At 75.4% G+C, this 13427-nt stretch carries 14 protein-coding genes; 9 read left to right on the top strand and 5 right to left on the bottom strand.

Annotated features, from left to right (window positions below):
• Both ICW40_RS11780 and ICW40_RS21570 read left to right on the top strand, forming a co-directional pair.
• A partial coding sequence (locus ICW40_RS11780; RefSeq protein ID WP_221654179.1) for an acetyl-CoA carboxylase biotin carboxyl carrier protein subunit occupies positions 1–310 on the top strand: 310 nt, incomplete at its 5' end.
• A gap of 203 nt (positions 311–513) precedes the next feature.
• Complete coding sequence (locus tag ICW40_RS21570; RefSeq protein WP_308121767.1) at positions 514–810, top strand: NUDIX hydrolase; 297 nt, start codon at positions 514–516, stop codon at positions 808–810.
• Between the two features lie 67 nt (positions 811–877).
• Here the strand turns inward: ICW40_RS21570 and ICW40_RS11770 are convergent, their stop codons facing one another.
• Entirely contained in the window at positions 878–2332 is a 1455-nt protein-coding gene (locus tag ICW40_RS11770; protein WP_221654169.1) for an NAD(P)H-quinone dehydrogenase, read from the bottom strand.
• A 112-nt stretch (positions 2333–2444) separates the two neighbouring features.
• On the opposite strand from ICW40_RS11770, the gene ICW40_RS11765 reads away from it, so the two are divergent.
• The 4 genes from ICW40_RS11765 to surE all read left to right on the top strand — a co-directional run bounded on the left by ICW40_RS11765 (position 2445) and on the right by surE (position 7154).
• Positions 2445–3290, top strand: a complete 846-nt coding sequence (locus ICW40_RS11765) for a purine-nucleoside phosphorylase (protein WP_221654167.1) — start codon at positions 2445–2447, stop codon at positions 3288–3290.
• Positions 3290–5257 (top strand): phospho-sugar mutase, encoded by a 1968-nt coding sequence (locus ICW40_RS11760; RefSeq protein WP_221654165.1) that lies wholly within the window; start codon positions 3290–3292, stop codon positions 5255–5257. Before ICW40_RS11765 ends, ICW40_RS11760 begins: the two co-directional genes overlap by 1 nt.
• Positions 5258–5326: 69 nt before the next feature.
• Positions 5327–6346: a 1-phosphofructokinase family hexose kinase gene (locus ICW40_RS11755; RefSeq protein WP_221654163.1), complete on the top strand. Its 1020-nt coding sequence runs from the start codon at positions 5327–5329 to the stop codon at positions 6344–6346.
• A 40-nt stretch (positions 6347–6386) separates the two neighbouring features.
• A complete protein-coding gene (surE, locus tag ICW40_RS11750; RefSeq protein ID WP_221654161.1) occupies positions 6387–7154 on the top strand; it encodes a 5'/3'-nucleotidase SurE in 768 nt (255 codons plus the stop codon).
• Positions 7155–7170: 16 nt separating this feature from the next.
• Here surE and ICW40_RS11745 read toward each other — a convergent pair whose 3' ends face one another.
• The gene (locus tag ICW40_RS11745) at positions 7171–7965 is read right to left on the bottom strand and encodes a glycerophosphodiester phosphodiesterase (protein ID WP_221654159.1); all 795 of its coding nucleotides are present in this window, start codon (positions 7963–7965) and stop codon (positions 7171–7173) included.
• Between the two features lie 46 nt (positions 7966–8011).
• Between ICW40_RS11745 and deoC the strand changes: the two genes are divergently transcribed.
• The 3 genes from deoC to ICW40_RS11730 are packed head-to-tail and all read left to right on the top strand — an operon-like array spanning position 8012 to position 11475.
• On the top strand, positions 8012–9109 hold the full coding sequence (gene deoC, locus ICW40_RS11740) for a deoxyribose-phosphate aldolase (RefSeq protein ID WP_221654157.1): 1098 nt from the start codon (positions 8012–8014) through the stop codon (positions 9107–9109).
• Positions 9110–9118: 9 nt separating this feature from the next.
• The gene (locus ICW40_RS11735) at positions 9119–10567 is read left to right on the top strand and encodes an aldehyde dehydrogenase family protein (RefSeq protein ID WP_221654155.1); all 1449 of its coding nucleotides are present in this window, start codon (positions 9119–9121) and stop codon (positions 10565–10567) included.
• Complete coding sequence (locus ICW40_RS11730) at positions 10567–11475, top strand: aldehyde dehydrogenase family protein (RefSeq protein WP_221654153.1); 909 nt, start codon at positions 10567–10569, stop codon at positions 11473–11475. The genes ICW40_RS11735 and ICW40_RS11730 overlap by 1 nt, the downstream gene beginning before the upstream one ends.
• 82 nt (positions 11476–11557) lie before the next feature.
• Here the strand turns inward: ICW40_RS11730 and ICW40_RS11725 are convergent, their stop codons facing one another.
• The 3 genes from ICW40_RS11725 to ICW40_RS11715 all read right to left on the bottom strand — a co-directional run.
• The gene (locus ICW40_RS11725; protein WP_221654151.1) at positions 11558–12691 is read right to left on the bottom strand and encodes an adenosine deaminase; all 1134 of its coding nucleotides are present in this window, start codon (positions 12689–12691) and stop codon (positions 11558–11560) included.
• Between the two features lie 57 nt (positions 12692–12748).
• Positions 12749–12973 (bottom strand): hypothetical protein, encoded by a 225-nt coding sequence (locus ICW40_RS11720; RefSeq protein ID WP_221654149.1) that lies wholly within the window; start codon positions 12971–12973, stop codon positions 12749–12751.
• Positions 12974–13178: 205 nt separating this feature from the next.
• A partial coding sequence (locus ICW40_RS11715) for a hypothetical protein (RefSeq protein WP_221654147.1) occupies positions 13179–13427 on the bottom strand: 249 nt, incomplete at its 5' end.

The following is a 13427-nucleotide window of genomic DNA, read 5'->3' as shown; positions in this document are numbered from 1 at the left end:
GCTGGGGCTCGCCTCGGGCCGCGGGCGGGCCGCGTCGGGTCGGCCCCGGCGTCCCGCCGCCTCCCGCGGGCCCGCGCGCGCGGCGGGCGCGAACGGCACGACGCTCGCCTCCCCCATGCAGGGCACGATCGTCAAGGTCGCCGTCGAGGAGGGCGCGCAGGTCGCTGAGGGCGACCTCGTCGTCGTGCTCGAGGCGATGAAGATGGAGCAGCCGCTCGTCGCGCACCGCGCGGGCACCGTCCAGCGGCTCACGGCAGGGGTCGGCTCGAGCGTGAGCGCCGGCACCGCGATCTGCGAGATCGTCGGCTGAGCACGGTCCCGCCGGGTCCGGCCGACCCGCGCCACCCGCACGGCCGCGACAGCGGCGACGCGTGGGTCGAGTGCGCGTGCGGCCGCCGGCACTGGGGCGCGCACGGCGCGGCCGGGCTGCTGCTGCACCGCGCCCACGAGGGCCGGCACGAGGTCGTGCTCCAGCACCGCGCGCTGTGGTCCGACCAGGGCGGCACGTAGGGGCTGCCCGGCGGCGCCCTCGCCCCCGGCGAGAGCCCCGAGCAGGGCGCCGTCCGCGAGGCGGCGGAGGAGGCGGGCATCGACCCGGCCGCGCTCGAGGTGCACGACGCCGTCGTCCTCGACCACGGGCCGTGGCGCTACACGACGGTCGTCGCCCGGGCGACGGGGCCCCAGCACGTGCGTCCGACGGACGCCGAGAGCCTCGAGATCGCATGGGTCGACGTCGAGGCGGTCACCGCGCGCGAGCTGCTCCCCGCCTTCGGTGCGGCCTGGCCCGCGCTGCGGCGGCTGCTCGGCTGAGCGGCGTCTGCTCGGCTGAGCGGTCGGCGCCGGTTCCGCCGGGCGGCCTCCGCGCCGGGCCGGGCGCTCACTCCGCGCGCGTGTGCAGGACGCGCGCGACCTCAGCGATCGAGCCCGACAGCGACGGGTAGACCGTGAACGAGTCGGCGATCTGGTCGACCGTGAGCCGGTGGTTCACCGCGAGGGTCAGCGGGAAGATCAGCTCGCCCGCGCGCGGGGCGACGACCACACCGCCGATGACGATGCCCGTCGTGCTGTGCGCGAAGACCTTCACGAACCCGTCGCGGATGCCCAGCATCTTCGCGCGCGGGTTGCGCCGCAGGGGCAGCGTGCTGACGACGAACCGCGCGCCCATCTCCTCGAGCTCCTTCTGCGAGCGCCCGACCGTCGCGATCTCCGGCGCCGTGAAGATGTTGGCCGCGACCTCGCCGATGTCGAGCGGCGTCACGGCGTCGCCGAGGGCATGGGCCATCGCGATCCGGCCCTGCATGGCGGCGACCGACGCGAGCGGCAGCACGCCCGTGCAGTCACCCGCCGCGTAGACGCCCCGGGCGCTCGTCCGCGACACCTTGTCGACCTGGATGTACCCGCCCTTGGCGAGGTCGACGCCCGCCTCGGCCAGCCCGAGCCCCTCGGTGCTGGGGATCGCACCGACGGCCATGAGGCAGTGCGAGCCCTCGACCACGCGTCCGTCGGCGAGGGTCACCGCGACGCCCTGGTCGGTGCGGACCACACCGGCGGCACGGGACCGGCTCATGACCGTCATGCCGCGCGAGGTGAAGACGTCCTCGATCAGCTCAGCCGCGTCGGCGTCCTCACCCGGCAGCACGCGGTCGCGCGACGACACGAGGACGACGTCGGCGCCGAGCGCGTTGTAGGCCCCCGCGAACTCGGCGCCCGTGACGCCCGAGCCGACGACGATCAGCCGCTCGGGCAGCTCGGTCAGCGTGTAGAGCTGGGTCCAGGTGAGGATGCGCTCACCGTCGGGCTCGGCCTCGGGCAGCCGGCGCGGCGTCGCACCGGTCGCGAGCAGCACGACGTCGGCGTCGAAGGACTCCCCCGCCTGCGTCACGACGCGCTGCGGACCGTCGAGCCGCCCGGTGCCCTCGACGACCTCGACGCCCTCGGTCTCGAGCCGCGTGCGGATGTCGGCCGACTGCGCCGCGGCGAGCTCGACGACGCGCGCGTTGACCTTGCCGAGGTCCACCTCGTGCCCGCGCACCGGGGTGTCCGTGGGGAGGCCGACCATGCGGATGCCGAGGTCGGTCGCGCGGTCGGCGATGGTCATCCACTCGGCGGTCGCGATGAGCGTCTTCGACGGCACGACGTCGGTCAGGACCGCGGCCCCGCCGACGCCCTGCCGCTCGATCAGCGTCACGTGCGCACCCGAGCGCCGGGCGACGAGCGCGGCCTCGTACCCGCCGGGCCCGCCGCCGACGACGACGACGCGGGGCGGCTTGCGGCCGGGCGGCCGCTCGACGTCGGGTGCGGGCGTGGCGAGGCCGGGCGTGGAGGCAGTCACCCGGGCATTCTGCCGTCCGCGCCCACCCCACCGCCTCCTCGCGCGCGCCGGCGCACCGGCGCACCGGCTCACCCGGCAGCGGCGGCATCACGGCGCCGCTAGCCTCGGCACCATGAGTGCGAGCACCAGCGCCGGAGCCGTCACCACCCTCGACGACCCGGCCACCGACCCGTTCGAGGTGGCCCGCGCGGCCGCCGCCGTCCTCGCCGAGCGCACGGGGGTGGCGCGGCACGACGTCGCGCTCGTCCTCGGCTCGGGCTGGGGCGGTGCCGCCGACCTGCTGGGCGAGACCGTCGCGGAGGTGCCGAGCCACGAGCTGCCCGGCTTCAGCGCTCCGGCCGTCGTCGGGCACGTCGGGACCACGCGGTCCATCCGGCTCGCGAACGGCGGGCACGCGCTCGTCCTGGGCTCGCGCACCCACCTGTACGAGGGCCGCGGCGTGCGGCGCGTCGTCCACGGCGTCCGGACGGCGGCGGCCGCGGGCGCCCGCTCGGTCGTCCTGACCAACGGCTGCGGCGGCCTGAACCCCGAGTGGTCGGCCGGCACGCCGGTCCTCATCCGCGACCACCTCAACCTCACGGCGACGTCGCCGCTCGAGGGCGCGACCTTCGTCGACCTCACGGACCTGTACTCGCAGCGGCTGCGCGACCTCGCGCACGAGGTCGACGCGTCGTTGCCCGAGGGCGTCTACGCGCAGTTCCGCGGGCCGCACTACGAGACGCCCGCCGAGGTCCGCATGGCCGGTGTCATGGGCGCGGACCTGGTCGGCATGTCGACGACGCTCGAGGCGATCGCGGCCCGGCACGCCGGCCTCGAGGTGCTCGGGCTCTCGCTCGTGACGAACCTCGCGGCGGGCATCAGCCCCGTGCCCCTCTCGCACGCCGAGGTGATCGAGGCCGGCCAGGCCGCGGCTCCCCGGATCAGCCGGCTGCTCGCCGACGTCGTCGGGAAGCTGTGATGGCGCCCGAGGGGACGAGCGACGTCCCGGTGACCGGCGCGGGTGTCGAGGTGGACGGCGACGGCGGGGCGGACACCACGGCCGCCGGCGCGGACCGCACCGGCTCGCGGGCCGACGAGCCGGCGCTCGACCCGGCCCTCGTGGCGCAGGTCGAGGCGTGGATCGACGACGACCCCGACCCGCAGACCGCCGAGCACCTGCGCGTCCTGCTCACGACCGCGCAGGACGACGAGGCGGACGCCGAGCTCCAGGGTGTCGCGCGCGCCGAGCTCACCGACCGCTTCCGCGGGTCGCTCCAGTTCGGCACGGCCGGCCTCCGCGGTGCGATGGGCGGCGGGCCCAACCGGATGAACCGCGCGGTCGTCATCCGCGCGGCCGCGGGCCTGACGCGCTACCTCGTGGACGCGCTCGAGGCCCGGCGCGGCGAGGGCGGCGGCGTCGTCGTCGAGGGACCGCGCGTGGTGATCGGCTACGACGCGCGCTTCAGCTCCGACGTCTTCGCGCGGGACACCGCGGCCGTCGTGACGGCGGCGGGCGGTCACGCGCTCCTGCTCCCGGAGCCGCTGCCGACGCCGGTGCTCGCCTACGCGGTGCGCCAGCTGGGCGCGGACGCGGGCGTCATGGTCACCGCGAGCCACAACCCGCCCGCGGACAACGGCTACAAGGTGTACCTCGGCGGACGCGTGGTCACGGACAGCGGGCAGGGCTCGCAGATCGTGCCGCCGTACGACGAGGAGATCGCCGCACGGATCGCGGCCGTGCCGTCGGTCGCGTCGGTGCGCCGCACCGAGGGCGGCTGGACGGTGCTCGGCGAGGAGGTCGTCGAGGGCTACCTCACCGCCGTCGGCGCGCTCGCGGACCCGGGATCGCCGCGCGACCTGCGGATCGTCCTCACGCCGCTGCACGGAGTCGGCGGGCACACCGCCGAGCGCCTGCTGCGGGCGGCGGGGTTCGCGGACCTGCACATCGTCCCCGAGCAGGCGCTGCCCGACCCGCGCTTCCCCACGGTCGCGTTCCCCAACCCCGAGGAGCCGGGGGCGATCGACCTCGCCCTCGCGCTCGCCGAGGTGCTCGACGCGGACATCGTGCTGGCCAACGACCCGGACGCCGACCGGTGCGCCGTCGCGGTCCGGGACCCGCGCGCCGGCCACGCGAGCTCGGTCAGCGGCCGGGACTCCCTCGCGGCCTCGGGTTGGCGCATGCTCCACGGCGACGAGGTCGGTGCGCTGCTCGGCATGGACCGCGCGTCGCGGTGGCGGCAGGCCCACCCCGCGGCCGACGACGGCGTCCTGGCGAGCTCGATCGTCTCCTCACGGCTCCTCGGGCGCATCGCTGAGGCGCACGGCATGACGCACCGGTCGACGCTCACGGGCTTCAAGTGGATCTCGCGCGTCGAGGGGCTCGTGTTCGGCTACGAGGAGGCGCTCGGCTACTGCGTCGACCCGGCGCGCGTCCGGGACAAGGACGGGCTCTCCGCGGCCCTCCTGCTCGCGCAGCTCGCGGCGACCACGCGGGCGCAGGGACGGACCCTGATCGACCTGCTCGACGACCTCGCGGTCACCCACGGGCTGCACCTCACCGACCAGCTCTCGGTGCGGTTCACCGACCTCGACGAGATCCCGGCGACCATGGCACGGGTGCGCCAGGCGCCGCCCGCGACGCTCGCCGGCTCGCCGGTGGTCGAGCTCGTCGACCTCTCGCTCGGCAGCACGGACGGCGAGCACGACCTGCCGCCGACCGACGGACTGCGGCTGCTCGCGGCGGACGGCACGCGCGTCGTCGTCCGGCCGAGCGGGACCGAGCCCAAGGTGAAGTGCTACCTCGAGGTGGTCGTGCCGGTGGACGCGGGCACGGGCACGGGCACGGGCACAGACGCGCAGGACGACCCGGTCGGCGCTGCGCGGAGCACGGCCCGCGCGCGGCTCGACGCCGTGCGCGCGGACGTGGCGGCGGCGCTCGGCGTCTGACGCTCGGGCTGCGGACCTGCGAGGTGCCTGTGAGGCTGGGCCCTCGGAACCAGGTACGGAGGTGGGACGGTGGCGGACGACCCGCGCGTGTGCGTGCTCGCGCTGACGTCGTTGCTCACGGTGACCGTCGAGGACGCGGTCGAGGGCGACGGACCCGAGATCCACGTGCACCCGGGCGGGCAGGGCCTGTGGCTCGGCCGCATGGCCGCCGTGCTCGGCGCGGACGTCGTCGTCTGCGGGCCGTTCGGCGGCGAGACCGGCCGCGTCGCCCAGCACCTCGCGAGCGCGGAGGGCATGGTGCTGCGCGCCACGCGGTACGACGGAGCGAACGGCGCGTACGTGCACGACCGGCGCGAGGGCGACCGCGAGGCGGCCGAGGCCGGCGAGCGCCGCGAGGTCGCGACGATGGACCCGACGCCGCTCGGACGTCATGAGCTCGACGACCTCTTCGGCACCCTCCTGGTCGAGGCGCTCGACGCCGACGTCGTCGCGCTCACGGGCGCCGACCCGCCGAGCACCGTCCCGCCGGAGTTCCTGGCCCGTGTGGCTCGTGACCTGCGGCGCAACGGTCGCCGGGTGGTCGCGGACCTCTCGGGCGACGCCGCGCTCGCCGTCGTCGCCGAGGGCCTGGACGTGCTCAAGATGAGCCACACCGAGATGCTCGACTGCGGGCTGGCGGACGGCGAGGACCTCGCCCAGCTGCTCGCGGGCGCGCGGGCGGTGCTCGCGGGCGCGCACGCCGACGACGCCGGCTCCGACGCCGCGGAGGGCGACGACGACGAGGGCCGCGGCGAGGTCGGCGCGATGGTCGTCTCGCGGGCCGCCGAGGGCACGCTCGTGGTGACCCGCGACGGGGCGTGGCAGGTCACGGCTCCCCCGGTGTCCACCGTGGACCACCGCGGGGCGGGCGACTCCCTGACGGCCGGCGTGGCTGTGGGGCTCGCGCGCGGTCTCGACCTGCTCGAGTCCGTGCGGCTCGGTGCGGCCGCCGGCGCGCTCAACGTGACGCGGCGCGGGCTCGCGACCGGCCACCAGGACCAGATCGAGCGCTTCGTGGAGCGCGTGACCGCCGAACCGGTGGACGAGTGAGGGCCAGCAGAGTGGAGGCCATGAGAGTGGGGGCAGCACAGTGAGGGCACTGATCACCAACGACGACGGCATCGACTCCCCGGGCCTCGCGGTCCTGGCGCGCGTCGCGCTCGACGCCGGGTACGACGTCGTCGTCGCGGCGCCGGCGACCGAGTACTCGGGCGCGTCCGCGTCGCTCTTCGGCCTCGAGCACGACGGCCGCGTCGTCGTGGAGCCGAAGGCGGCACCCGGGCTCCCGGACGGCGTCGAGTCCTACGCGGTCGCCGCCGCCCCGGCCCTGATCGTGTTCCTCGCCGCGTACGAAGGCTTCGGGCCTCGGCCCGACCTCGTGCTCTCGGGGGTCAACCGCGGTCCCAACACCGGCTACGCCGTGATCCACTCCGGGACGGTGGGCGCGGCGACGTCCGCGATGACGCAGGGCATCCGCGGCATGGCCGTCTCGATCGTCACCGCGAACCCTGAGCACTGGGCCACGGCGGGCGTCGTCGCCGCGCACGGGCTGCGCTGGCTCGAGGACCGCTCGCCGCAGGACGGCGTGCTCAACCTCAACGTGCCGGACCTGCCCGCCGCGGACCTGCGCGGTATCCGCGTCGCGCCGCTCGCGGCGTTCGGCGCCGTCGAGGCCCGGATCGACCGCACCGAGGGCGAGGGCGCCGTCCGCGTCCGCTACGCCGAGATCGACCCCACGGCCGACGCCGACTCCGACGCCGGGCTCGCGGCCGCGGGCTGGGCGACCGCGACGATGCTGCAGGCGCCGTGGGCGGTCGACGCGCCCGGCTTCCCCGAGACCGAGGGCCCGCTCGGCTGACCGCGGCAGCCGGCCCTCACCCCCACTGCCCGCGCTCGACGAGCACGTCGCGCAGCAGGTCGGCGCGGTCGGTGACGAGGCCGTCGACGCCGAGGTCGAGGAGGCGGCGCATGTCCGCCGGGTCGTTCACCGTCCACACGTGCACGGGGACGCCGTGCGCGTGCGCAGCGGCGACCGACGCGGACGTGACGACCGGGATGCCGCGGTGGCGCTCGGGGAGCTGGAGGCAGTCGACGTCGTGCAGGGCGCGGCGCGCCGCTCGGCGGGAGCGCACCGCCGCCGCGCCGCGGAAGGCGGCCGCCGAGGCGTTGCCCGCCGACGTCGTCACGGGCCGTGAGAGCCCGCGCAGCACGGCGCGACGTCGTGCGTCGGAGAACGAGGCGACGCACACGCGGTCGTGCGCACGCGTGCGCTCGAGCACGTCGACCACGGGTCCCACGGCGGCGTCGGCCTTGACGTCCACGTTGACGTGGAGGTCGGGCCAGGCGCCGAGCAGGTCCTCGAGCAGCGGCACCGGCTCGACCCCGCCGATGCGCGCGCGGCGCACCGTCGCCCACGGCAGCTCCGCGACGCGACCCGAGCCGTCCGTGACCCGGTCGAGCGTCGCGTCGTGGAACGCGACCAGCACGCCGTCGGCGGTCGCGTGGACGTCGGTCTCGACGTACCGGAAGCCCAGGTCCACGGCGGCCGCGAACGCGGCCATGGAGTTCTCCAGCCCCGCGGGCGAGAACCCACGGTGCGCGAACGGGATCGGGCCCGGGTGGTCGAGGTAGGCGGTCGCGCGCGAGGTCACGGGGACAGCCTGGGGCATCGGCGGCCTCGGCTCCAGGCCGGTTACCGATGGGTAGGATCGTGTGATGAGCACCACGGCAACGGCGCCGTCCCACGGTCGCGCACCCGACGGTCCAGCGGCCGATGCGCAGGCACCGGACGGTCACGCACCCGAGGTCGGCGCGCGGCAGGGTCACGCGCCCGAGCGGTCCGCGTCCGAGATCGCCGATCTGGCCCGCCGCGTCGTCGGCACGTCCTCGCTCGACGAGGCGTCGCTGCGCAGGTACCTGCACGGCCTCCCGGGCGTCGACCAGGTGGGCGCGGAGGGCCGCGCGGGGATGCTGGCCACGCGGTCCATCAAGACGACGTCGAAGGCGTGGGCGCTCGACCTCATCATCCGGATGATCGACCTCACGACGCTCGAGGGTGCGGACACCCCGGGCAAGGTCCGCGGCCTGTGCGCGAAGGCGGTCCAGCCCGAGCCGGGCGACCCGACGTGCCCCCGCGTCGCGGCGGTCTGCGTCTACAACGACCTGGTGCCCGTGGCCGTCGACGCGCTCGGCGACTCGGGCGTGCACGTCGCCGCCGTCGCGACCGCGTTCCCCTCAGGACGCGCGAGCCGGCACGTGCGGCTCACCGACACGCGCGAGGCCGTGCAGGCCGGCGCGCACGAGATCGACATGGTGATCGACCGCGGCGCGTTCCTCTCGGGCCGCTACGAGCGGGTGTTCGAGGACGTCGTCGCCGTGCGCGAGGTGTGCCGCGAGAACGGCGCGACCGCGCACCTCAAGGTGATCCTCGAGACGGGCGAGCTCGCGACGTACGACAACGTGCGCCGGGCGTCGTGGCTCGCGATGCTCGCGGGCGCCGACTTCATCAAGACGAGCACGGGCAAGATCAGCCCGGCCGCGACGCTCCCCGTCACGAACCTCATGCTCGAGGCGGTCCGGGACTTCCGCCGCGAGACGGGCGTGCAGGTCGGGGTGAAGCCGGCCGGCGGCATCCGCACGTCGAAGGACGCGATCAAGCACCTCGTCGCGGTCAAGGAGACGGCCGGCGAGGACTGGCTCGACCCGGACTGGTACCGATTCGGCGCGTCGTCGCTGCTCAACGACGTGCTCCAGCAGCGGCAGAAGCTGCGGACCGGCTGGTACTCCGGCCCCGACTACGTCACCGTCGACTGAGAGGCCGGCATGAGCCCCTTCGAGTACGCCCCCGCACCGGAGTCCCGGTCGGTCGTCGACATCGCCTCGTCGTACGGCCTGTTCATCGACGGCGAGTTCGTCGACCCGGCCGACGGGACGATGTTCAAGACGGTCAACCCCGCGACCGAGGAGGTGCTCGCCGACGTCGCCGAGGCCGGCGAGACGGACATCGACCGCGCGGTCCGCGCCGCCCGGCGCGCGCAGGAGACGGTGTGGGGCCCGATGCCGGGCTCCGAGCGCGCGAAGTACCTGTTCCGGATCGCACGGCTCCTCGCCGAGCGGTCCCGCGAGTTCGCCGTGCTCGAGACCCTCGACAACGGCAAGCCGATCCGCGAGTCGCGCGACGTCGACGTGCCCACGGCGGCCGCGCACTTCTTCTACTACGCCGGCTGGGCGGACAAGCTCGACCACGCCGGGTTCGGCGTCGCGCCCCGGCCGCACGGCGTCGCGGCCCAGGTCATCCCGTGGAACTTCCCCCTGCTCATGCTCGCGTGGAAGATCGCGCCCGCGCTCGCCACGGGGAACACCGTGGTGCTCAAGCCGGCCGAGACGACGCCGCTCTCGGCCCTGCTGTTCGCCGACCTGCTCCGCCAGGCGGAGCTGCCGCCCGGCGTCGTCAACATCGTCACGGGCGCGCGCGAGACGGGCGCGATGCTCGTGGCGCATCCCGGCATCGACAAGATCGCCTTCACGGGCTCGACGGCGGTCGGCAAGCGCATCGCCCGCGAGATCGCGGGCACGCGCAAGACCGTGACGCTCGAGCTCGGCGGCAAGGCGGCGAACATCCTCTTCGACGACGCCCCGATCGACCAGGCCGTCGAGGGCATCGTCAACGGCATCTACTTCAACCAGGGTCAGGTGTGCTGCGCGGGGTCGCGGCTCCTCGTCCAGGAGTCCGTGGCCGACGAGGTGGTCGACCGGCTCAAGGAGCGCCTCGCGACCCTGCGCGTCGGCGACCCGATGGACAAGAACACCGACGTCGGCGCCATCAACTCGGCCGCGCAGCTCGAGCGGATCACGCGCCTCGCGGAGGCCGGCACGGCCGAGGGCGCGACGCGGTGGAGCCCCGCGTGCGACCTGCCCGAGCAGGGCTACTGGTTCCCGCCGACGGTCTTCACCGACGTCAGCGCCGCGCACACGATCGCGCGCGAGGAGATCTTCGGCCCCGTGCTGTCGGTGCTGACGTTCCGCACGCCCGACGAGGCCGTCGCGAAGGCCAACAACACGCCCTACGGGCTCTCGGCCGGCGTCTGGACCGAGAAGGGCTCGCGCATCCTGTGGATGGCGGACCGGCTCAAGGCCGGCGTCGTCTGGGCCAACACGTTCAACCGGTTCGACCCGACCAGCCCGTTCGGCGGGTACAAGGAGTCCGGACACGGCCGTGAGGGCGGCCGGCACGGCCTCGCGCCGTACCTCGTCGACGGGAGCACCGACTGATGGCGACCACACCCACCACGTCGACCGGCACGCGCGTCGACGTCCGCAAGACGTACAAGCTCTTCATCGGCGGCGCGTTCCCGCGCAGCGAGTCCGGGCGCACCTACGAGGTCACGGCGGCCGACGGGCGCTTCCTCGCCAACGCGGCGCTCGGCTCGCGCAAGGACGCGCGCGACGCCGTCGTCGCGGCGCGCGCGGCGCAGAAGGGCTGGGCCGGCGCGACGGCGTACAACCGCGGTCAGGTGCTCTACCGCGTGGCCGAGCTGCTCGAGGGGCGTCGGGCGCAGTTCGTCGAGGAGGTGTCGGCCGGCGAGGGGATCTCGCGCGGCGACGCGGACGACGTCGTCTCGGCCGCGGTCGATCGCTGGGTCTGGTACGCGGGCTGGGCGGACAAGGTGGCGCAGGTCGCCGGCTCGGCGAACCCCGTGGCCGGGCCGTACTTCAACCTGTCGGTGCCCGAGCCGACGGGCGTGGTCGCGGTGCTCGCGCCGCAGCGCTCGTCGCTCCTCGGGCTCGTCAGCGTGCTCGCGCCCGTGCTCGTGACGGGCAACACGGCAGTGCTCGTCAGCAGCGAGCGGCGGCCCCTGCCGGCGATCACGCTGAGCGAGGTCCTCGCGACGTCGGACGTGCCGAAGGGCGTCGTCAACGTCCTCACGGGGCGGACGGCCGAGATCGCGCCGCACCTCGCGGGGCACCTGGACGTCAACGCGATCGACCTCGCGGGCGCGGCGCTCGCCGACGGCGTCACGTGGGGCGCGCTCGAGGCGGAGGCGGCCGGCAGCATCAAGCGCGTGCGGCGTCCCGCGCTCGACGACGCCGAGCCGGACTGGACCGCCGTGCCCGACGGCCCGCGGCGGATCCTCGCGTTCACCGAGACCAAGACGGTCTGGCACCCCAAGGGCGTCTGAAGGTCCCACCCGCTGACGTGGAAGGTCCGTACCGCCTCGCGGTACGGACCTTCCGCGTCGTGAGCGATGGGCCGCCCGGCTCTCAGGCGCGGTGGCGGCCGCCGGTGCCGAGGGCGAAGCCGGGCTCGATCACCTCGTCGACGAGCGCCTGACGCTCGTCGTGGTGGATGAAGCCGTTCCAGGCCGCGGTGAGCGTCGCGTCGCGCAGGTCCGCGAGCGTCCAGCCCGCCTCCTCCACGAGCAGCTGCATCTCCCGCGTCATCGACGTGCCGGACATCAGGCGGTTGTCGGTGTTGACCGTCACCGCGAACCCGAGCGCCGCGAGCGCCGTGATCGGGTGCTCGGCGACCGACGTGGCCGCCCCCGTCTGGACGTTCGACGTCGGGCACAGCTCGAGCGGCACCTGCTGGTCCCGCACCCAGTGGGCGAGGTAGCCGAGCGACGCGACGGCGAGGCCCGACGGGTCCGCCTCCGTGCGCTCGCCGAACGTGACGTCGTCGGCGATGCGGACGCCGTGACCGAGCCGCAGCGCACCCCCGACGTGCAGGGCCTCCGAGATGGAGTCCAGCCCGGCCGCCTCGCCCGCGTGGATCGTCACCGGGAAGTGCGCCTGGCGCAGGGTCCGGAACGCGGCCACGTGGCGCGAGGGCGGGAAGCCGTCCTCGGCGCCGGCGATGTCGAACCCGACGACGCCGCGCTCCCGGTTCGCCAGGGCCAGGTCGGCGATCTCCTGGCCGCGGTCCTCGTGCCGCATCGCGGTGACGAGCTGTCCGACGCGGATCCGGCGCCCGGCCGCGGCGGCCTCGGCGACGCCCTCCTCGAGGCCCTGCTGCACCGCGTCGACGACGTCCTGCAGGCTGAGGCCGGCACGGAGGTGCTGCTCGGGCGCGTACCGCTGCTCGGCGTACACGACGCCGTCGGACGCGAGGTCCACGACCGCCTCGCGCGCGACCCGGCGCAGGTCCTCGGCCCGCTGCATGACGGCGATCGTGTGGTCGAACGTCTCCAGGTACCGCGGCAGCGAGCCCGAGCTCGCCGCCTCGACGAACCAGCGTCCGAGCGCCTCGGGGTCGGTGGTCGGCAGCTCGTGCCCGACCTCGGCGGCGATCTCGACGATCGTCGCGGGGCGCAGGCCGCCGTCGAGGTGGTCGTGGAGGACGACCTTCGGCAGCGCGGCGATCGCCTCGGTCGTCAGGGGCTCAGCGGAACGGCTCATGGCGTCACGTTATCGGGACGCCGACCGCCCGCGCGCACCGGGCCCGGCGCCCGTCCCTCACTGCTCCTCGGGGTACTCGTCCGTCCCGTCGTCGGGCACCTCCTGGGCCTGCTCGACGACGTCGGGCTCCGCCGCCTCGTCGCGCAGGTCCGGCCGGGGGGCCCGCGGCTGGTGCTCCGGCTCGACGGGGACGGTCGACCGCTCGGAGCCGGGGACCTCGCTGCTGTCCGGCGGGACGAGTCCCGCGTCGGCCCACGTGTCGTCACCAGGGACCGTGCTCATCGCATCCTCCTCGCTGTCGGTGCGGCCCACCGCACGGCGGGCATCCCCATCGTGGTCACAAGCCCGAGCGGCTGCCAACCGGGCGCCGCTGCGCGGCGAGCCAGGCCGCGGGACGGCCGACCGGGCCGCAGCACCGCGAACCGGATCGCCGCGCGGCCAACCGGGCCGCCGTACGACCGACATGGCCGGACGGCGCGCGCGGGGGTCAGCGACCGGAGGTCAGACCGGGCAGGCGCGGCGCCAGGACCCACGCGAGATGGCTCCACTGCCCGAGGGCGGGGTGGGGCCGGCCCGCGGTCAGCTCGGTGCGGTCGGCGACCACGACCCTCCCCGCTCCCGGCTCCCACACGTGGAGCGCGCTCGGGAGGGCGTCGGGCTGCGCGACCGACTCCGGCTCGCCGCGCTCGTCGACCCGCCCGCCGGGACCCACGCCACGCGGCGCGCCGCGCTGCCC

The organism is Actinotalea ferrariae, assembly GCF_019733465.1.
GTDB classification, from domain to species: Bacteria; Actinomycetota; Actinomycetes; order Actinomycetales; family Cellulomonadaceae; genus Actinotalea; species Actinotalea ferrariae_A.
Note: the sequence above shows the minus strand (reverse complement) of the source record. Positions and strands in the feature narration are given on the sequence as shown.